Source organism: Corynebacterium camporealensis (assembly GCF_000980815.1).
Lineage (GTDB): Bacteria > Actinomycetota > Actinomycetes > Mycobacteriales > Mycobacteriaceae > Corynebacterium > Corynebacterium camporealense.
Genome location: NZ_CP011311.1, coordinates 72202 through 90743, shown reverse-complemented (window position 1 = coordinate 90743; position 18542 = coordinate 72202). Strand labels below are relative to the sequence as shown.

Sequence of the window (18542 nt, the reverse complement as noted above, 5' to 3'; positions counted from 1 at the left end):
GATGATGCTGCTCGCTGTGTGGCCTTGGATTTCCTTATGGCCTTTGGATTACTAAATCTGTGATTTAGTAATCCGCGCCCTTGATGGCGTGCTTGTGGTCGCGGACGGTTTCGCCTTCTGCGTAGAGAGGCATGTCCTCGCCGGCCTTGTACCAGGAGGTGTACTCCGGCTCGAGTGGGGACTTGCCTGCGATGAGGTCAGCGGCTTTCTCACCGACCATCATGACTGGGGCGTAGATGTTGCCGTTGGGCACGGAGGGGAAGACGCCAGCATCGGCGATGTAGAGGCCTTCGATACCCCAGACCTGCATGGTCTCTGGGTCGACGACGGCCATCGGGTCATCCTTGGTGCCCATCTTGGTGGTACACGACGGGTGCAGGGCAGTTTCGCCGTCGTTGCGGACCCATTCCAGGATTTCCTCGTCGGTCTGGACGTCGGAGCCCGGGCTGAACTCACGGGCGCCTACTTCTTCCATGGCCTCGGTATCGAGCAGGGAGCGAGCCACGCGGATGGCCTCCACCCACTCGCGGCGATCCTGGTCGGTGCGCAGGTAGTTGAACAGGATCTCCGGCTTGTCGTGGATGTCCGCGCTCTTGATGCGAACATGGCCCTTGGTATCGGAGAACATCGGGCCCACGTGCCACTGGAAACCGTGCTTGACGTCGGCCTTGTTGCCGTCGTAACGCACTGCCATCGGCAGGAAGTGGAACATCAGGTTCGGGTAGGCCTCGTTCTCGTTGGAGCGCACGAAGCCGCCACCTTCGAAGTGAGAGGTAGCCACCGGACCGCGGTGGGTCAGCAGCCACTGCAGACCCATGAACGGCCAGCGCCACTTTTCCAGGTAAGGCTGGGAGGAATCGGTGGACTTGGTGGTCTCGTACTGGATGTAGACCTCCAGGTGGTCCTGCAGGTTCTCACCCACGCCCGGCAGATGCTTGACGACGTCAATACCGTGCTTGCGCAGCAACTCCTCATCACCGATACCGGAGACCTGCAGCAACTGCGGGGTGTTGATTGCACCAGCGGACAGCACGATCTTGTCGGCGAAGACGCGACGGGTCTCGCCTTCCCACTCGTACTCGACGCCGATGGCCTTCTGGCCATCGAAAAGCACCTTGGTGGTCAGCGCACGAGTGCGGATGTCCAGGTTCTTGCGGTCCAGGTTCGGGTGCAGGTAGGCACGCGCAGCGGACCAACGACGGCCGTGCTTGATGTTGCGGTCGAAAGGCGCGAAGCCTTCCTGGCGGTAGCCGTTGACGTCATTGGTCAGGTTGTAGCCGGCCTCCTGGACGGACTTAAACAGTGCCTGGAACAGCGGCGAGATTGCCGGACCGCGGGACAGGTACAGCGGACCGTCGTGACCGCGGCGCGGATCAGACTCATCCGAACCAGCAGCGGTTTCCATCTTCTTGAAGTACGGAAGGCAGTGGGCGAAGTCCCAGTGCTCCATACCCGGGTTGTCGCCCCACTTCTCGTAGTCCATCGGGTTGCCACGCTGGAAGATCATGCCGTTGACGGAAGAAGAACCGCCCAGCAGCTTGCCACGTGCGTGGTAGACGCGACGGCCGTTCATCTCTGGTTCCGGCTCGGATTCGTACATCCAGTCGTAGTTCTTCGCCCCGATCGGGAAGGAGAATGCCGATGGCATGTGGATGAACAGATCCCAGATGGAATCCGGGCGTCCAGCCTCCAGGACCAGCACGCGGGTATCCGGGTTCTCAGTCAGGCGCGCGGCAACGACAGAACCTGCGGAACCGCCACCTACCACTACGACATCGCTGACTTCGTCGGTGACGTTTTTATGCTGCTTCTTACCCGAGGTAAGCTTTTCGACTTTTTGCGCCACTGCGTCAAATACGCCCATATTCATCCCCTTTTGTGACGTGATACATGTTTATTTCCCCAATTGTCATATAAAACACAACGCGGTTTCATATGCTGGGGATTGCCAATTTTTTCAATTGGACACCCCCTAAATAGTACCTAAACCAGATTTAAAATTCACAGTGGGGTATTCTTTTACCTGCCCGAACGTTCGCCCATGCCAAAAATTGGCCGGAAGGGGCTTGAAATATCTCTCTTGTGTGTTCCCGGTCACCAGCTTTTTGTGGTGGGTTTCATAAAGCGTTCGTTTGCCCTATACATCCCACAATTTCTAGGAATTACATATGGATAACTCTGGGTCCTCTGAGGCCGCAACGACTAGGAAGTCGCGGCGTTCTCAGTATCAACCTCGCGCTATCGTTGGCTCCTACCGTGCCGAGACCGGATCGGACGTCGGCGCGGATCAAGTCGAGACTCCCAAGGCCAATTGGCCCGTACTGATCACCTCCGCCGTACTCATTTTGGCCGTGGCACTGTATGCCATCATCGGCCGCGACCACGCGGAAGAAACCCTGGGCAACGTCACTGCCTGGATTGGTACCAACCTCGGTTGGTTCTACGTTGTCACCGCCACCATCGTGGTCGTCTTCGTGCTGTTCATCGCCTTTTCCAAGGCCGGCAACATTCGCTTAGGACCAGACCACTCCCGCCCGAAGTTCAGCACCTTTAGCTGGGTGTCCATGCTCTTTGCCGCAGGTATTGGCGTCGACCTGATCTTCTTCGCCGTGGCAGAGCCGGTCACCATGTACATGATGCCGCCGCAGGCAGAGGCCGAGTCCGTCCAGGCCGCCAAGGAAGCTGTCGTCTACGCGATGTTCCACTACGGCATCACCGGCTGGGCCTTCTATGCCCTGATGGGTATGGCCTTCGGTTACTTTGCCTACCGTTTGAACATGCCGCTGGCTATTCGCTCGGCGCTGTACCCGCTCATCGGCAAGCGCATCCATGGCCCGGCTGGCGATGCCGTCGACGTCGCCGCCATGCTCGGCACCGTCTTCGGCGTGACCACCTCGCTGGGTATTGGCGTGGTCCAGCTGTCCTACGGCTTCCACCTCATCTTTGGTTGGGAGCAGGGCTTTGGCCTGCAAGCCGGCCTGGTCATCGTCGCCGTGGCAATTGCCACCATGTCTGCTGTCTCGGGCGTGGATAAGGGCATCCGCTTCCTTTCCGAGCTCAACGTCTGGCTGGCTATTGCCCTGATGGTTTACGTCGTGGTCTTCGGTAAGACCGCCTACCTCTTCAGTGCTATCACCACGAACATTGGCGATTACATCGCTAAGTTCCCGAGCTGGACCATGGAAACCTTGGCCTTTAACACTGACCAGGCTGCCGCCGGTGAGTGGATGCAGGCCTGGACCCTGTTTTTCTGGGCCTGGTGGATTGCCTGGGCAACCTTCGTCGGTCTGTTCCTGGCTCGTATTTCCCGCGGCCGTACCCTGCGCCAGTTCATCTTCGGCACCCTGACCTTCCCGTTCCTGTTCATCCTGCTGTGGATGTCCTTCTTCGGTAACACCGCACTGGATATGGTGCGCTCCGGCGACTACCCGGGCTTTGCCGAAAAGACTATTGAGCTGCCAGAACAAGGCTTCTACGACATGCTGGGCCAGTTCCCGGCCTCTACTGTGGTCATTTTGCTGACCACCTTTATTGGCCTGCTGCTCTACATCACCTCGGCGGACTCCGGTGCGCTGGTGATGTCGAACTTCACCTCCAAGATCACCGATAGCCGCCAGGACGGCCCTGCGTGGCTGCGTATCTTCTGGTCGGTCACCGTCGGTATCTTGACCCTGGCGCTGCTGCAGATCGACGGCATCACCACCGTCCAAAACGCCACCCTGGTGATGGGCCTGCCCTTCTCCTTCGTGGTCTATCTGATTATGTTCTCGCTGTGGAAGTCCCTGCGCCTGGAGGGCATCCAGATGGAAGCTCGCCAGACCGCACTGCACGGCGCAGTGGCAGGACGCACCAGCCCACCGGGCGAAAACACCGACCTGTGGAAGCACCGCCTGGATCGCGTGAACTCCTTCCCAGACAAGGCAGAGATGAAGTCCTACCTCGAGGACACCGCCATCTTTGCCCTGGAAAAGGTTGCCGTCCAGATGCGCGAGCGCGGCTACGATGCCATCCTGCTCACCAGCGAGCTTCCCGATGTCGCCCTGCCCCAGCTCGACCTACAGGTCACCCTGGAGCACGAGCGCAAGTTCCGCTACCAGCTCTTCCCCGTTGCCTGCGAGCGTCCGGACTTTAGCCACGGCGAAGACCCCGAGTACTACCGCCTGGAGGTCTACGACCTCACCGGTTCTTTGGGCTACGACGTCTACGGCTACTCCGAAAACCAGATCATCAACAACGTTCTGGACCTCTACGAGCGCCACCTGGCGTTCTTGCACATCCAGCAAAACCACTCCGGCGATTCTGACCTCTCCGATGGTGCAGAACCAGAGATGACCTGGCGCGAAGACAGCTAGGTCCACTCCGGACTAGGCTGGCGACCAACACCCATATTGCTAAGAAAGGTTGCTTTTTGAGCACTCAGAACACTTTGTTCGACCCGACGCAGACGGAGTACCTCCGCGCTGTGCATTCCGGTGATTCCCCGAAGTCGCTGTTTATCAACGGCCAGTGGGAAGCCGCCGAGGCGGGCAACACCCGCGAAATCATCTGCCCGGCTGACGGTACTTCCGTCGGCTTTGTCTCCGAGGCATCGGAAGACGACACCATCCGCGCCATCAAGGCAGCCCGTGCTTCCTTCGAGGCCGGCGAGTGGGTCAACACCCCAGCCATCGAGCGCGGCAAGCTGCTGGTTCGCGTCGCTGACTTCATCCGCGAGCACAAGGATCTTTTCGCCAAGGCCGAGTCCGCCGATACCGGCAAGCGCTTCGAAGAATCCCAGGCCGACATGGATGACATCGCCGGTGCTTTCGATTACTTCGGCACCCTGGCCTCCCACCAGGCTGGCCGCGTGGTCGACCCAGCCGATCCGAATCTGCGCTCGCGTATCGATGCCGAACCCATCGGCGTCTGCGGCCTGATTACCCCGTGGAACTACCCGCTGCTGCAGGTGTCCTGGAAGGTCGCCCCGGCCCTGGCTGCCGGTAACTCCTTCGTGCTCAAGCAGGCCGAGCTCACCCCGCACACTGCGATGCTGCTGATGTCTGCACTGCAGGAAGCAGGGCTTCCCGATGGCGTCGCCAACCTCATCACCGGCGCCGGCGCCGAATGCGGCAACCCACTGTCCCAGCACCCAGAGGTCGACATGGTGTCGTTTACCGGCGGCCTGGCTACCGGCAAAATCATTGCCCGCAACGCAGCCGAGACCATCAAGCGCACCGCACTCGAGCTGGGCGGCAAGAACCCGAACGTCATTTTTTCCGACGCTGACTTCGACATCGCTGTCGATAACGCTCTGAACGGCGCATTCTTCCACTCCGGTCAGGTTTGCTCTGCTGGTTCGCGCATCATCGTCGAAGAGTCCCTGCACGACAAGTTCGTCGATGCCCTGGTCGAGCGCACCAAGCGCATCAAGCTCGGCGGCCCGACCGATCCGCAGGCTGAAACCGGCCCGCTGATTTCTGCCGAGCACCGCGACAAGGTCGCCGCCTACGTCGACACTGCACGCGAGCAGGGCGCACAGATTCTTACCGGCGGCCGCGCTGCCACCAGCGAAGACAGCACCGGCGAGACCGATCTGGGCAAGGGTATCTACTACCTGCCGACCATCATCGACGGCGCTACCCGCGACATGAATTGCGTCCACGATGAGGCCTTCGGCCCCGTTGTCACCATCGAGACCTTCACCACCGAGGATGAAGCCATCGAGATCGCCAACGACACCGAGTACGGCCTAGCCGGTGCAGTCTGGACTTCCGATGCCGGCCGCGCCGAGCGCATGGCCCGCGCGATGCGGCATGGCACCATCTGGATCAACGACTTCCACCCGTACCTGCCGCAGGCGGAGTGGGGCGGATACAAGCAGTCCGGCAACGGCCGCGAGCTTGGTCCAACCGGTTTGGCCGAGTACCAGGAGCACAAGCACGTTTACCAGAACCTGCAGCCTGCAGCCTGGGACCAGTTCGGACTGAACTAGCTCCTAGCTCTGGGTGCGCGGCTTGATAGTCATCGTGTCAATGTTCATGTGACCAGGCAGGCTAGCCACCCAGCGCACTGCCTCGGCGATGTCTTCGGCGACCAGGTTGACCTGGCCGTCGTAGACCGCCGCGGCGCGCTCGCTGTCGCCGCCAAAGCGAATCAGCGAGAACTCCTCGGTTGCCACACGACCTGGGTCAATCTCGGTGACGCGCACGTCATGATTTTCTAGACGCAGCGCACGCGAAATCACGCGCACACCGTGCTTGGCGGCGTTGTATCCCGACCCGCCTGCATACACATCCCAGCCGGCGACCGAACCCATATTGATAATCAGGCCCTCTTCCGACGCTTCCAGGCGCGGGAGCAGGGCCTGAATCATGCGAACAGTGCCCAGCACGTTGGTCTCGTACATCCACTGCCAATCCTCGATGGCAGTCTCAATCAGCGGCTCCATGCCCTTGGCACCACCAGCGTTGTTGACCAGCAGGTCCACCCGATCCAACTGGCCCACAAACTTCTCGACCGACTCATCCGAGGTGACATCCAACGGCAACGCCGTGGCACCAATCTCGTTGGCCAGTGCTTCCAGCTTTTCTTGACGACGGGCACCAATGACGACGTTCCAGCCATCGGCAGCTAATGCTCGCGCACTTGCCGCACCAATACCTGACGATGCCCCAGTTACTACAGCTACTTTCCTATCGCTCATACCGCGATAGTAACTGCCTGCTCCAACTCAGAAAGCATTTTTTCCAACTGTTCTTCCTGCTCGGCACCACACATCTCATCCGCACCCAGGTCAATGTTCACATCGGTACCCAGCAGCGGCATCTTAAAGTTCTGCACCACGGGCTTCCACGCCTCAATCGCGTACTTGCCCCCGGAGTAGCTATAACCGACGAAACCGACCGGCTTGTTCTTCCACTCCGCACCTAATGAGTCCACCGCATTCTTAAACGGCCCCGGCACTGAGTGGTTGTACTCCGGGGTCACAAAGATAAAGCCCTCGTACTGGTCAATCGCATCCGACCACTCCTGCACGCGGGCATCCTCATAAGACTTATCTGCCGCCATCGGAACGGTCTCCGCACTCAAGATGGGAACGTCGAACTTCTCCAGATCCACCAGCTCATAATCGGCATCGCGACCTGCTACCTGCTCAGCCACCCACTGCGCGACCTCTTCCCCGGCGCGCCCTTTACGAGTCGAACCGAGAACAATTCCAAACTTAGGCATAAGCATCCTTCACTTTAGGGTTAAAACTTCAACCCTTAATTTTACTGCTTGGCGCCTACTTGCCTAATCGTGATGTTGATTCGCCCTTCGCGCAGGCCACAGCATTCCGGCAACGTCTCATCGTTCACGCGCACAATCCCGTGGTACGCAAAGCGCTTCGGCCCACCAAAGACCACTAAGTCGCCCGAACACAGCGTCACATCATCCCAAGGCTTGTTGCGATTGTCGGTATTACCCATCCGAAACAGCGCCTCATCCCCAATCGACACCGAAATCACTGGCGCTGCGGATTCCTCGAACTCATCGACATGCATACCCATCGCCGAACCCGGCGGATAGTAATTAATCAGCGCCATCTCCGGCACAAAATTATCCACCCACGGCTCCAACTCCGGCGCGACCTCCGCCGCCGCCCGCAACGCAGGATGCGCCAACTCCTGCAACGACTCCGGCATCGGCGGCACCCGCGTACCCTCAATATTGTCTACATAACGATAGCTCTGATAATGCCAATACCTGCCCACATGCAGCTGATGCACACTCATCTGCCCCGACTTCAGCTGCGGACGCACCATCGCCATCGGCGTGCCCGCATAGGCCCGCGCAATCTCGCGAAATTCTTCCACCAAAGCACACTGCTTATCGATGCCCAACCACCCCGGCAAGTGCCCCACCCCCGGCGCCACCTTCACATTGGGCCGCGACAAAGAATCAAACAACATGCCCCGAGCCTAACCAAACCCGAGACCTCAACGCCTCAAATAAGTTTCACTGCAACGTTGCAAAAAATGACGTTGCCCCTTATCCCCAGCTCAGCCCCTAAAAACAGTCTACACTACAAACGATCATCACTCAGTTCATGGTTGAAGCTTTTTGTGCCTTCGCACTCATCCGCAGTCTCGTAATCCGACTTCATATAAGTTTTGTCGCAACGTCGGAAAAAATGACGATCCGATCTGAGAAGTAGGCATACTGGAAGAATCTGCAATTGAGAAAGGATCTTTCCGACGTATGAACGAACTTCGCGAGCAGATGCGTAACTCGCAATGGCACATGCCTGCTTCTGGTCCAGAAAATGAGCGCACCTTCCGCTTGGTCAAGGAATTCAATGACTTGGGCAACTGCGACATGAAGCGAGGAAAAGAGAACCTCACAGAGCTGTTCTGCAATAGTCCGGCAGCTCCCCAAGGACACGCACCACTGAACTTGGAGTTCGGAGACAACGTCGAATTTGGCGAGGGCTGCTTCTTCAACTTCGGCACGACCATTCTCGCGCAGGCGAAAGTCAGCTTTGGTGCAAGAACGATGATCGGTCCGCACTGCAGCTTCATTACCGTGGGCCATCCCGTCGAAGACCACGCCATGCGCGCTGAGGGATGGGAAATCGCGCACCCCATTACCATCGGAAAGAATTGCTGGTTCGGCACCAACATCACGGTGCTTCCCGGTGTGACCATTAGCGACAATTGCGTGATCGGCGCGGGCACGCTGGTAACCAAGGACGTGCCGTATAACTCGCTGGTTCTGGGCTCGCCCGGAAAGGTCGTGCGCACCCTCGATGTTTAATCTCGCGCGCATTGGGGAAGGTCTTCCGGTAGCTAAGACCATCGACAGTTTGCCCAGTGAAGGCAACGTCGTCGTCCAGGCCCCACCTGGTACCGGTAAGACCACGCTCATTCCGCCAGCACTCTCCAACCAAGTGGAGGGTAAAGTCCTGGTGACAGCACCGCGTCGTGTGGCAGTACGTGCTGCAGCCGCCCGGCTTCGTCACCTATCTGGCACCCCGAAAGCCGTCGGTCATGCCGTACGCGGCGACTCCCAACCCGGCACCCACGTCGAATTTGTGACCCCAGGTGTTCTGCTGCGCCGTCTCATTCGCGACCCCGAGCTCGAGGGCGTTTCCGCCGTTGCTATCGACGAGGTCCACGAACGCCAACTCGACAGCGACCTCGTCCTTGGCATGTGCCTGGAACTCGCTGAACTCCGTGAGGACTTCCGCGTGGTTGCGATGTCTGCAACTGTCGATGCCCAGCGCTTCTCCCAGCTCATGGACGCACCCGTCCATGTCACCGAGGCCGTCACGCATCCCCTCGACATCTCCTATGCACCTGCGCCGGGCAGGGCTGCCGGCACGCGGGAGTTTTATGCGCATGTGGCGAGCCAGGCGGCATCGCAAAGCAGCTCTACCTTGGTGTTTGTCCCCGGCGTACGGGAGGTCAACCTGGTCTGCGACTTACTCAATGGGCACAACGTGTTTCCCCTGCATGGCCGGCAGACCACCGCGGAACAAGACGCCGCACTCTACACCGACGAGACCCGCATCGTCGTGGCCACCTCGATTGCAGAATCCTCGCTGACGGTGCCCGGAGTGCGTGCAGTTATCGATGCCGGCTTATCCCGCGTCCCCCGGCGCGACGCCCAACGCGGCATGTCGGGCCTCGTCACGGTGTCAACGTCGAAGTCCAGCGCGGACCAACGCGCCGGTCGTGCCGGCCGCGAGGCACCTGGCACCGTCGTGCGCTGCTACTCCCAGGACGACTACCAGCACTTCGCCCCGCACATCCAGCCGGAAATCAAAAGCGCCGACCTCACTCAGGCTGCGTTGTTCCTGCGCTGCTGGGGTGCGGGCCCGGACTTCCCGCTTCTCGATACCCCACCCACCTCCGCACTACAAAAAGCCAACACCACCCTCGACCGCATTGGTGCCACCGAAGAATTAGCCCTCCTTCCCACCGAGCCCCGCCTCGGTGCAACCCTGCTGAAATATGGCGCGCGGGCGGCAGGGACCATCGCCAAGCTCAGCGATAATCCCAAACATGAACAGAAACGCCTAGCCAAGCTGGTGCCCGACAAAGGCCCAGCCGACCCCGGCGCGGTAATTGCGACCGCCTTCCCCGAACAGGTGGCCAAACGTGTAGGCGACGACTACCTCCTGGCCAGCGGCACCCGTGCACGACTCCTCGATAAATCTGGTCTTAAGGGCAGCCCGTGGCTCGCCGTTGCGGAGGTCTCGCTGTCCAATGCCAACAACGCCATCATTCGCGCAGCTGAGCGCATCAGCGAAGAGGATGCACTCGATATTGTTGGCGTCACGGAGGAGGTCACTGCACAACTTGTCGATGGCAAAATCCGCGGCCGCAAGCTTCGTCGCGCCGGGGCCATCGAGCTGAGTTCAACTCCCATCAAGGTCACGGGCCAAGCAGCTGCCGATGCCCTTGCGACCGGCATCCGCACCCAAGGCCTCGACCTGTTCCGCTGGTCAGAGAAGGCAACGAACCTCAAACAGCGGCTGGACCATCTGCACGCGCACTATGGTCAGCCCTGGCCGAACGTATCCGAAGCAGACCCTGCCGAGTGGCTGGGCCCGGAGCTGCGCCAGATCGCCGATGGCACTCCCATCAAATCGATTGACCTCCACCCTGCCCTGCAACGACTACTGCCCTGGCCGGAAGCGACGCATCTCGATGAGCTCGCTCCAGAATGCCTGCCGGTGCCGTCTGGTCGCACGGTTGCCCTGGACTGGTCTGGCGATCGTCCCGTGGCCAGCGTGAAGCTGCAAGAGTGCTTTGGTCTGGCCGAATCACCGGAATTCTGTGGGCAGCGCGTGCAATTTCATCTACTCTCCCCTGCGGGACGACCCCTCGCGGTCACCGACGACCTGGCTAGCTTCTGGGCCGGTCCCTATGCGGGCGTTCGCGCGGATATGCGCGGGCGCTATCCCAAACATCCCTGGCCGGAAGACCCGTGGAATGCGCCGGCGACGGCTAAAACCACTGCTGCCATGCGAGGTACACGCTCATAACGACCACCAGCGTGAGGAGTGCGTAGCGAATCAGCTTGGTGCCGCCACTTAAGACGGTACGGGCACCGAGCTGGGCACCAATAACGTTCGCGACGGCCAACACGATGCCGAGTGTCCACCAGACATGGCCGCCAACAATAAAGACGACGAGCGCACCAAGGTTCGTTGCCGTATTGACGACCTTCGCCATCGCAGCCGATTTGAGGAAGTTCTGCGAAAAGATGAAGGTAAACGCCATGATGAGGAACATGCCGGTGCCGGGGCCAAAGATACCGTCGTAAAAAGCGACGATCGCTGCAGCAACGAGCGCGGCAATGGTGCGCCAGCCGCCACGCATGCCTTCGGATTCACTCGCACCGAAACTCGGCTTGCAGGCAACAAAGATGCCAACGGCCACCATCAACACGATGATGAGCGGGCGCATGATGTTCTCATTCAATGCGGCGGCGACAGTGGCGCCCAGCCCCGAACAGACGGCGGCAATCGCGGCGAGACCAACGAGTTCGCGCCCCGGGGGACGCACTTTTCGCACGAGCGTGAATGCTGCCGATGCAGTACCTGAGACTGCGGCAACCTTGTTGGTCGCCAGTGCAGTGGCAGGAGCCAGTTGGGGCGCCACGGCAAGAATGAGCGGAATCAGGACGAGTCCACCACCGCCGATGAGGGCGTCGACCCAGCCGGCAACGAGAGCACCGCCGACGAGAATCGCCCAGCCGCCTGCAGCTAATTCCATTGACTACACTCTTTTCTATGTCTGTCATCACACGTTGGGCCATAGTTGCCCCGGCCTCTCTCGGGCTGGGATGGCTATTTAGTTATCTCAACGTGCCTGCTGCATGGATTCTAGCGGCCATTCTGGCATCGGGAGGCATGGCACTAACCACCGGCAGAGAACTCCCGGTCAACGACAACTTCTATGCCCTATGCCGTGGCTTTATCGGCATCATGGCGGCAGTGCCACTGACGATGGTTCCTGCAAAGCAGCTCCTGCCGTATCTGCCCGCTGGCATCATTATTGGCCTCATTACCGTGCTTGTTGGTGTTGCCGGTGGTGTTGCCCTGCATCGAAGTCAGCCGAAAGACATCAGTTGGGAAACCGGCATCCTCTCGATGCTGCCTGGTGGCGCATCGATGATGCCTGCCCTGGCAACCGAGCTGGGCGCAGACTATCGCTACGTCACGCTCACGCAGTTCCTGCGCTTGCTGGTCGTATCAGTCACGTTGCCGCTAGTCGTGGCGTTCCTGGACACTCCAGGCGCAGCCAACGGTATCTGGGGAACCGCAGAGGGCAATCCCTGGTGGATTGTGGTGCTGATTTTTGTGGTGGCGCTGCTGGGTGAGCGCATCGGCAAGCTTTTGCACCTGCCTGCCGCGGCCGTGCTGGGACCGCTGCTGCTGACCGTGGCAGTGTCATTCGTCCTGCCAAACCAATATTCCATGGAGCCATTGCCGGTCCTGCAGATTATGGCCTTTTTGTCCATTGGCTGGGTCTGCGGCGGCGGACTATCGGTGCCCACGCTGAAGGCTTTTGCCAAGCAGCTACCGATTACGTTTGGTTCTATCGCAGCGGTGATTCTGGCGTGTGCTGCAACGGCCGTCCCCCTGATGATGGTGCTGAATATCAGCTACTTTGAGTCCTACCTGGCGACATCGCCAGGCGCACTCGAGACCGTCCTTGCCCTCTCCGCCGAGGGAGGGGCAGGACCGGCCGTCGTCGCGCTGCAGCTTATCCGACTGATCCTGGTGCTAATCATTGCCGGATACTTGCCGCAGCTGCTGCGACTATTCCGTCGGCGTTAGTCCAGGATGGATTCGCGCAGAACCGACATAGGGACAGAACCCAGTGCCAGCGCGGAGGAGTGGAAGTCGCGGACGTCCATGCCCTGCTCGACGGCGGCATCGCGAGTCTGCTGCCACAGACGCTCGCCAAGCGCGTACGACGGAGCCTGACCCGGCCAGCCCAAGTAACGGTTGACCTCGAAGTTCAGGTTCGCGTCATCCATGGCGGTGTTTTCGCGCATGAAGGTCTTGACGTGGGACTTATCCCACTTCGCAGAATTCGAGCCATCCGGGATCTTTTTGCCCAGGTGCAGTCCGATATCCACGATGACGCGTGCTGCACGCAGGCGCTGGGAATCCAGCAGGCCCATGCGGAAGCCCGGGTCATCCATGTAACCCAGTTCAGCCATGAGCTGCTCAGCGTAGAGCGCCCAGCCCTCGCCGTGACCGGAGTTCCAGGTCACCGCACGACGCCACAGGTTCAGGTCATCCTGCACCAGCGCGGTACCAATCTGCAGGTGGTGGCCCGGTACGCCCTCGTGGTGCACCGTCGTCAGCTCCTGCCAGGTGTGGAAGCGATCCTGACCTTCCGGCACGGACCACCACATGCGGCCTGGGCGCGAAAAATCATCGGCAGGCGGGGTGTAGAAAATTCCGCCGGTACCAGCCGGGTCGATGCAGCACTCGATGTCGAGTACGTCTTCAGGGATGTCGAAGTACTTGCCATTGAGCTCGGTGATGACGCCATCGGCAGTCTTTTGCATCCACTCAACCAGCTCGTCGGTGCCGTTAAGCGTGTAGCGCTCCTCGTGGTTGAGCTTGCGCATCGCAGAGCGCACGCCACAGTCCGAACCATAGAGCTGGTGAGCGATTTTCTCCTGCTCAGCGCGGATTTCCTGCAGGCGCTCCCAAGCCCACTTGTAGGCCTCATCCAGGTCGACGGTATCGCCCACGAACAGCTTGGAGAAGCGCTCGTAGCGGTCACGACCCACCGCGTCCTTGTTCGAGGACTGCGGTTGCAGATCATTGGACAGCCAATCAGAGAAGGTGCCAAAGGCTTCCTTGGCCTCTTCCACCTCGGGGCCTTCGACGCCAAGATTTTCCAGCATGGAGTCGGCATCGGCAAGCTTTTCGCACTGCACGATGACCTCGGAAATCTGGCGGTGCGGAGGTGCCATACCCTGCGAAGATGCCTCCTGCAGGGACTGCTTGTGGCCCTCCAGCGCGCCCTTCACCTTGGACAGGCGGGAACGAATAGCCTCGCGCTCCTCGTCAGTGTCGTGCGGCATCAGCAGCAAAGTATCGCGAATGGTCTGCACCGGGGACGCGATGTTGTTCAGCTGGCGGATGTCCTCACCGTGGTGGTGCAGGTCGAGCTCCAAACAGAGTCGATCTCGCAGCACGGCAGCGGTGACGTAGTCGACGTCATCAAAGTCGTCCTCGTCATCGGACTGGTCGGTGGTGTCATCCAATGCGTCCAGGTCAGCGACCATTTCCCGGGTACGGTCAGCAACAGCCTCGTAGTACTCCGGGGAGAAGTCTTCCAATTCACCCTCGTAGCCCGGAATGCCCCACTCGGTAGCTGCCGATGGGGTTAGTTCTGCCAGGTCGTGGGCGAAATTATCACACGAAGCGTCCAGCAAAGATGGCTCACGCTTAGCGTTTAGCTCTGCACTCATGTGAGGGAAGTCTATCCACTTCTTGCAGGGAGGGCCAACCAATTGCCGGGATGTTGCCAGCTTGTTAACTAAAAGTTGTCCCACTTTCGACCTGGATAAGTCCATTGTGCGAATTTATCCAGCACAGAGGCACAATCAGAATCCAGGATGAGACAGTCAATATATCGCTGCTGAACAAACCCTGCCTGGGCCATCGTGGCAAACATGTCATAAAACGGCTGCCAGAATCCCGCCACATTCAGCAACGCGACCGGTCCTGTGTGGTTGCCTAGCTGCTGCAAAGTCAGTGCTTCGGTCAGTTCCTCCAGCGTGCCAATGCCTCCGGGCAGACAAATAAAGCCCTCGGCCAGGTCTTCCATGCGCGCTTTACGCGTGGCCATCGTTTCCACTACTTCTAGGTGCGTCAGGCCCGGATGCGATAGCTCCAGGTTCACCAGCTGCTTCGGCATGACCCCAATAACCCTGCCGCCACCAGCAAGGCAGCTATCTGCCACTTCCTTCATCAGTCCGACGTTGCCGCCGCCATAGACCAGCTCGATGCCCCGGCGCGCCAGCTCCGCACCTAACTCACGCGCAGCATCCACATATGCCGCATCGTTTCCGGTCGAGGATCCGCAATACACCGCAATGGACTTCATAGTTTCCACCTTAGAACTAACCTGGAGGTTATGACTGACTCACTCGGCTTAGCCCAGCGCATACTTAACGATGCCCAGCGCATCCACATCTTCAGCGGCGCCGGCATGTCCGCCGAGTCCGGACTCGACACCTATCGTGACGCCCAGACCGGCGTGTGGTCCCACGTCGACCCGCAGGCCATGGCCTCCATCGACGCCTGGGCCCGCGACCCGGATCCCATGTGGCGCTGGTACAAACACCGCGCCAAGATTGCAGCAGCAGCCACCCCAAATGCAGGCCACCTTGCCATTGCGAACTGCTCCCGCACGTCGGTGACCACGCAAAACATCGATAACCTGCACGAAAAGGCCGGCTCGGAAGACGTCATTCACCTGCACGGCTCGCTGTTTGAATACCGCTGTTCTATGTGTGCGCGCCCTTATAAAGGAGACACCGACGTTCCTACCCCACCTGCCTGTCCTCTCTGCGGCAACCTCGTGCGCCCCGGTGTGGTCTGGTTCGGCGAACCCCTGCCACAAAAGGAGTGGGCCGCCGCGGAAGAAGCAATGACGCTTGCCGATGCCGTCATCATCGTCGGCACCTCCGGCGTCGTCTATCCCGCCGCGGGCCTTCCCATGCTGGCTTCTGCACCCATTATCGAAGTCTCCCCCGCCCGCACGGACCTCACCCATCTAACAACGGCATATATCCAGGGCACAGCGGGTACAATACTTCCAGAAATCCTTCCTGACTAGACAATGCTGTCTCATTTGCGCAATACCTGTTAGACAATGCAGTCTGTGCGCCATATACTAATTTCATGATCAAGCCCGGCCCTGCCTTCACCCGCCCGCGTATCCCGGCGGCGAAGTGTCTGCAACTGGTTCGACTGAACCCCATCATCACCCGCAGCGAACTCGTCGAATCCACCGGGCTGTCCCAGCCGACAATCACGCGCGCCACCACTGCGCTGCTCAACATTGGCCTCATCCAGGAGCGCCACGACCTCACCCGTTCCCAGGGCCGCGGTCGCCCCACCGTGCCGCTGGAGTCCGCCGAGGCACCGTGGATTCTCGCAGGTATTGCGGTCGGCACCGAGGCCACCTACATCGCCCTCTACGACACCATGGGGCGCTTGCTTCGCGATGACGTCGTCAACACCCACGTCGCCAGCCTCAGCCAAGCAGACTTCATCGAATACATCATCGCCGGAGTCAACAAACTGCTCGTTGACCAGCGCCATCGATTGGTCTCTGTTGGCGTCACCACCTCCGGTCAGCTCGACGACCGCGACCGCGTCACCGCACCCAACCTGGGCTGGCAAGGCTTCGACATCCGCTCCCGCCTGGAGTTCCAATTCCAGGTACCGGTCACCGTTTCCGCGGCCGTTCCTGCAATCCTTGGTTCTGAAACCCAAGGCACGCCCACCAACGTCGATGAGACCGTCCTGGTGCTCTTTGCCGACGACTCGCTGGGCGCAGCACTCTCCGATTCCGAGGGCGTGAAGCAAATTCGTCCGCTTCCCCAGGTCCGCTCCTCGCTGTTGGGCAACGGTCGTGCCGAAGAAGTCCTGACCACAGCACACATCGAGAAGGTCATCAAGGACTCTTCTGCCGATGAGCGCAGCATCCTCAACGAGCGTGCACATCAGTTAGGCACGCTGACAGCTCAGCTCATCGATAAGTATGCTCCAAACACCGTGGTCATCGCCGGCTCTGCCTTTGCCGATGACTCCGAAGCACCCCGCCGCTTCGCTTCCGTGGTTCGCAAGCACGCACAGTCCGTGCAGCTGCGCATGATTCCCACCCACCGCGAAATCGTGCGTGCCGTCTCCCGCGCAGTCGCACTCGACCCGCTGCTGCGCGATCCGATCGAACTAGGAAAGGTCGCGCAGGCACTCGAGGACCGTCTCGCGGTCTCGAAATAAGAAGGCGTTGAGCCCCGCCTCGCGCGCACCTTCGACATAAGCTTCGTTGTCGTCGAAGAAATAGGTCTCCTGCGGAGTACCGCCGAGGGCATCGACAGCTACGCGATAAGCCTCCGGCCGCGGCTTTGCCACCCCAATATCGCAGCTCAAGGCCACTGCTGCACAGTGATCGAGCCACTCATGGCGCTCGCGCACGAGCACCGACAGTGAGGTCGGCATATTCGACAAGATGCCGACCGTGTGCCCGTCGTCAATGAGATCATCGAGAAGCTGCACCATCTCTGGGACTTCCTCGAGTAGGCGCGAGTTCTCAAACTCAGCAATCGCTTTCGGGTCTTCGTCCTGCGCACCACATTGTTTGAGCACGTCACCCCAATAGTGCTCCACGCTGGCAATACCCGCATCGTAGTCTGGGCGCAGGGCATAGTACGCGGCCCAAAAGTCCTCACTGGAAGCTGGCGCTACGCGTTCTTCCAGCGCAATCAGGTCCTCAGGTGACGGCGCACGCATGAGCACGCCGTACATATCGAAAAGCAGCTTGTTAGACATAACGAGCCTGAGCCGCAAGGGCTGCACTACCGACGAACAGGCCGCTGATAAACATCGCAATCATGACCTGCGGGCTACCCAGGGGCACCAGCATGATCGATAGCACCGCACTCAGTACCAACAGTCCCCCAACTGCATACAGCGCCCGCGAGAGGCGACTCTTAGCCAGCACGCGCGCACATCCCAGCAGTGCCACGCCCACGAAAGGCCCTAACATCAGCGCCGAAGAAAACAGGAACGTGCCCAGCGCTACATGCGTAGACGCCAAGGACACCCCGGCGGTAAAGCCCACGGCCAACACGGCGAGCAGGACTAGTCCGCCACTAACGATGTACTTCGGCTGCACAGACATAAAGACAATCCTCCCACTTCGAAGGCTCGAAGGGGAGGAAAGCTTAAATTCTTAACCAGGTCGTTATGCGCGCTCAGCGCCCAGCTTGGCGTCGATGCGCAACAGGCCGGAGCCATCGTTGCCCACCAGCTTGATCTGGTCGATAATCTCGGAGACGGTTGCCTCTTCCTCAATCTGCTCGTCGAGGAACCAGTTAATCAGGGTGCGAGAATCCAGGTCCTCGACCTCATCAGCGGTACGAGCGATGTTGCGGATCTGCTCGGAAACCTTCTGCTCGTGAGCCAGGGAAGCCTCGAAAGCGTCCAGCGGAGTAGCAGCCTTCACGGTGCCGACCGGGATGTCGGTCAGCTCGACGCGGTAACCGCGGTCCAGCAGGTGCTCAGCGAACTTCTGTGCGTGCTCGCGCTCTTCCTCAGCCTGAGCGTAGAACCAATCGCGCATACCTGGCAGGGACTGGTCGTCCATCTCATAAGCCAGCTGGGTGTAGATGAGAGCAGCGCCGTGCTCGTTAATAACCTGTTCGTTCAGTAGAGTCTGCAGCTTCTCGTTCATGTTCTAGCTACCTTCCTTCGTGAGTCTTAGTCTGACAACGTGTGAGACCCAGAATACACACAAAAAATTTTTGCG

Annotated in this window: 17 protein-coding genes; 7 read left to right on the top strand and 10 right to left on the bottom strand. The window is 59.8% G+C overall.

Features of this window, described 5'->3' with window-relative positions:
• Window positions 1-64 precede the first annotated feature (64 nt).
• Entirely contained in the window at window positions 65-1864 is a 1800-nt protein-coding gene (betA, locus tag UL81_RS00460; protein ID WP_046453128.1) for a choline dehydrogenase, read from the bottom strand.
• A 304-nt stretch (window positions 1865-2168) separates the two neighbouring features.
• Between betA and betT the strand changes: the two genes are divergently transcribed.
• Both betT and UL81_RS00450 read left to right on the top strand, forming a co-directional pair.
• Window positions 2169-4352: a choline BCCT transporter BetT gene (gene betT, locus UL81_RS00455; RefSeq protein WP_035106045.1), complete on the top strand. Its 2184-nt coding sequence runs from the start codon at window positions 2169-2171 to the stop codon at window positions 4350-4352.
• Window positions 4353-4408: 56 nt separating this feature from the next.
• On the top strand, window positions 4409-5971 hold the full coding sequence (locus UL81_RS00450; RefSeq protein WP_035106046.1) for an aldehyde dehydrogenase family protein: 1563 nt from the start codon (window positions 4409-4411) through the stop codon (window positions 5969-5971).
• Between the two features lie 3 nt (window positions 5972-5974).
• On the opposite strand, the gene UL81_RS00445 is transcribed toward UL81_RS00450, so the two are convergent.
• Genes UL81_RS00445 through UL81_RS00435 form a run of 3 tightly spaced genes read right to left on the bottom strand, consistent with a single transcriptional unit; the run spans window position 5975 to window position 7931 of the window.
• Window positions 5975-6682 carry an SDR family NAD(P)-dependent oxidoreductase gene (locus UL81_RS00445; protein WP_035106048.1) on the bottom strand — a complete coding sequence of 236 codons (708 nt, stop codon included), beginning with the start codon at window positions 6680-6682 and terminating at the stop codon, window positions 5975-5977.
• Entirely contained in the window at window positions 6679-7209 is a 531-nt protein-coding gene (locus UL81_RS00440; RefSeq protein WP_035106049.1) for an NADPH-dependent FMN reductase, read from the bottom strand. Before UL81_RS00440 ends, UL81_RS00445 begins: the two co-directional genes overlap by 4 nt.
• 41 nt (window positions 7210-7250) lie before the next feature.
• Complete coding sequence (locus UL81_RS00435; RefSeq protein WP_035106050.1) at window positions 7251-7931, bottom strand: alpha-ketoglutarate-dependent dioxygenase AlkB family protein; 681 nt, start codon at window positions 7929-7931, stop codon at window positions 7251-7253.
• Between the two features lie 289 nt (window positions 7932-8220).
• Between UL81_RS00435 and UL81_RS00430 the strand changes: the two genes are divergently transcribed.
• On the top strand, window positions 8221-8775 hold the full coding sequence (locus tag UL81_RS00430; protein ID WP_236684482.1) for a sugar O-acetyltransferase: 555 nt from the start codon (window positions 8221-8223) through the stop codon (window positions 8773-8775).
• Window positions 8768-11011, top strand: a complete 2244-nt coding sequence (locus UL81_RS00425) for an ATP-dependent RNA helicase (protein ID WP_046453126.1) — start codon at window positions 8768-8770, stop codon at window positions 11009-11011. The genes UL81_RS00430 and UL81_RS00425 overlap by 8 nt, the downstream gene beginning before the upstream one ends.
• Here the strand turns inward: UL81_RS00425 and UL81_RS00420 are convergent.
• On the bottom strand, window positions 10974-11744 hold the full coding sequence (locus UL81_RS00420; RefSeq protein ID WP_046453125.1) for a TSUP family transporter: 771 nt from the start codon (window positions 11742-11744) through the stop codon (window positions 10974-10976). The genes UL81_RS00425 and UL81_RS00420 overlap by 38 nt on opposite strands.
• A gap of 17 nt (window positions 11745-11761) precedes the next feature.
• On the opposite strand from UL81_RS00420, the gene UL81_RS00415 reads away from it, so the two are divergent.
• Window positions 11762-12811 (top strand): AbrB family transcriptional regulator, encoded by a 1050-nt coding sequence (locus UL81_RS00415; protein WP_035106051.1) that lies wholly within the window; start codon window positions 11762-11764, stop codon window positions 12809-12811.
• On the opposite strand, the gene UL81_RS00410 is transcribed toward UL81_RS00415, so the two are convergent.
• Window positions 12808-14469 (bottom strand): DUF885 domain-containing protein, encoded by a 1662-nt coding sequence (locus UL81_RS00410; RefSeq protein ID WP_035106052.1) that lies wholly within the window; start codon window positions 14467-14469, stop codon window positions 12808-12810. The two genes, UL81_RS00415 and UL81_RS00410, sit on opposite strands and share 4 nt — an antisense overlap.
• Before the next feature lie 68 nt (window positions 14470-14537).
• Window positions 14538-15107, bottom strand: coding sequence for an LOG family protein (locus UL81_RS00405; RefSeq protein WP_035106053.1), 570 nt, complete (start codon window positions 15105-15107; stop codon window positions 14538-14540).
• A gap of 30 nt (window positions 15108-15137) precedes the next feature.
• On the opposite strand from UL81_RS00405, the gene UL81_RS00400 reads away from it, so the two are divergent.
• Together UL81_RS00400 and UL81_RS00395 are read left to right on the top strand one after the other, a co-directional pair.
• A complete protein-coding gene (locus UL81_RS00400) occupies window positions 15138-15842 on the top strand; it encodes an NAD-dependent deacylase (RefSeq protein WP_035106054.1) in 705 nt (234 codons plus the stop codon).
• 65 nt (window positions 15843-15907) lie between these two features.
• The gene (locus UL81_RS00395; protein ID WP_035106055.1) at window positions 15908-17014 is read left to right on the top strand and encodes an ROK family transcriptional regulator; all 1107 of its coding nucleotides are present in this window, start codon (window positions 15908-15910) and stop codon (window positions 17012-17014) included.
• On the opposite strand, the gene UL81_RS00390 is transcribed toward UL81_RS00395, so the two are convergent.
• From UL81_RS00390 to UL81_RS00380, 3 genes are all read right to left on the bottom strand, one after another.
• Window positions 16964-17563 carry an HAD family hydrolase gene (locus tag UL81_RS00390; RefSeq protein WP_035106056.1) on the bottom strand — a complete coding sequence of 200 codons (600 nt, stop codon included), beginning with the start codon at window positions 17561-17563 and terminating at the stop codon, window positions 16964-16966. The genes UL81_RS00395 and UL81_RS00390 overlap by 51 nt on opposite strands.
• Window positions 17556-17915, bottom strand: a complete 360-nt coding sequence (locus UL81_RS00385; RefSeq protein WP_035106057.1) for a hypothetical protein — start codon at window positions 17913-17915, stop codon at window positions 17556-17558. Before UL81_RS00385 ends, UL81_RS00390 begins: the two co-directional genes overlap by 8 nt.
• Window positions 17916-17978: 63 nt before the next feature.
• Window positions 17979-18467: a ferritin gene (locus tag UL81_RS00380; RefSeq protein WP_035106059.1), complete on the bottom strand. Its 489-nt coding sequence runs from the start codon at window positions 18465-18467 to the stop codon at window positions 17979-17981.
• Between the last annotated feature and the right edge of the window lie 75 nt (window positions 18468-18542).

Bases quoted from the DNA above. Each gene is read 5' to 3' on its own strand.
- UL81_RS00410 (WP_035106052.1), bottom strand. From the start codon at position 14,469: ATGAGTGCAGAGCTAAACGCTAAGCGTGAGCCATCTTTGCTGGACGCT.
- UL81_RS00395 (WP_035106055.1), top strand. From the start codon at position 15,908: ATGATCAAGCCCGGCCCTGCCTTCACCCGCCCGCGTATCCCGGCGGCG.
- UL81_RS00380 (WP_035106059.1), bottom strand. From the start codon at position 18,467: ATGAACGAGAAGCTGCAGACTCTACTGAACGAACAGGTTATTAACGAG.
- UL81_RS00445 (WP_035106048.1), bottom strand. From the start codon at position 6,682: ATGAGCGATAGGAAAGTAGCTGTAGTAACTGGGGCATCGTCAGGTATT.
- UL81_RS00420 (WP_046453125.1), bottom strand. From the start codon at position 11,744: ATGGAATTAGCTGCAGGCGGCTGGGCGATTCTCGTCGGCGGTGCTCTC.
- UL81_RS00390 (WP_035106056.1), bottom strand. From the start codon at position 17,563: ATGTCTAACAAGCTGCTTTTCGATATGTACGGCGTGCTCATGCGTGCG.
- UL81_RS00440 (WP_035106049.1), bottom strand. From the start codon at position 7,209: ATGCCTAAGTTTGGAATTGTTCTCGGTTCGACTCGTAAAGGGCGCGCC.
- UL81_RS00400 (WP_035106054.1), top strand. From the start codon at position 15,138: ATGACTGACTCACTCGGCTTAGCCCAGCGCATACTTAACGATGCCCAG.
- UL81_RS00385 (WP_035106057.1), bottom strand. From the start codon at position 17,915: ATGTCTGTGCAGCCGAAGTACATCGTTAGTGGCGGACTAGTCCTGCTC.
- UL81_RS00435 (WP_035106050.1), bottom strand. From the start codon at position 7,931: ATGTTGTTTGATTCTTTGTCGCGGCCCAATGTGAAGGTGGCGCCGGGG.
- UL81_RS00425 (WP_046453126.1), top strand. From the start codon at position 8,768: ATGTTTAATCTCGCGCGCATTGGGGAAGGTCTTCCGGTAGCTAAGACC.
- betT (WP_035106045.1), top strand. From the start codon at position 2,169: ATGGATAACTCTGGGTCCTCTGAGGCCGCAACGACTAGGAAGTCGCGG.
- betA (WP_046453128.1), bottom strand. From the start codon at position 1,864: ATGGGCGTATTTGACGCAGTGGCGCAAAAAGTCGAAAAGCTTACCTCG.
- UL81_RS00405 (WP_035106053.1), bottom strand. From the start codon at position 15,107: ATGAAGTCCATTGCGGTGTATTGCGGATCCTCGACCGGAAACGATGCG.
- UL81_RS00430 (WP_236684482.1), top strand. From the start codon at position 8,221: ATGAACGAACTTCGCGAGCAGATGCGTAACTCGCAATGGCACATGCCT.
- UL81_RS00415 (WP_035106051.1), top strand. From the start codon at position 11,762: ATGTCTGTCATCACACGTTGGGCCATAGTTGCCCCGGCCTCTCTCGGG.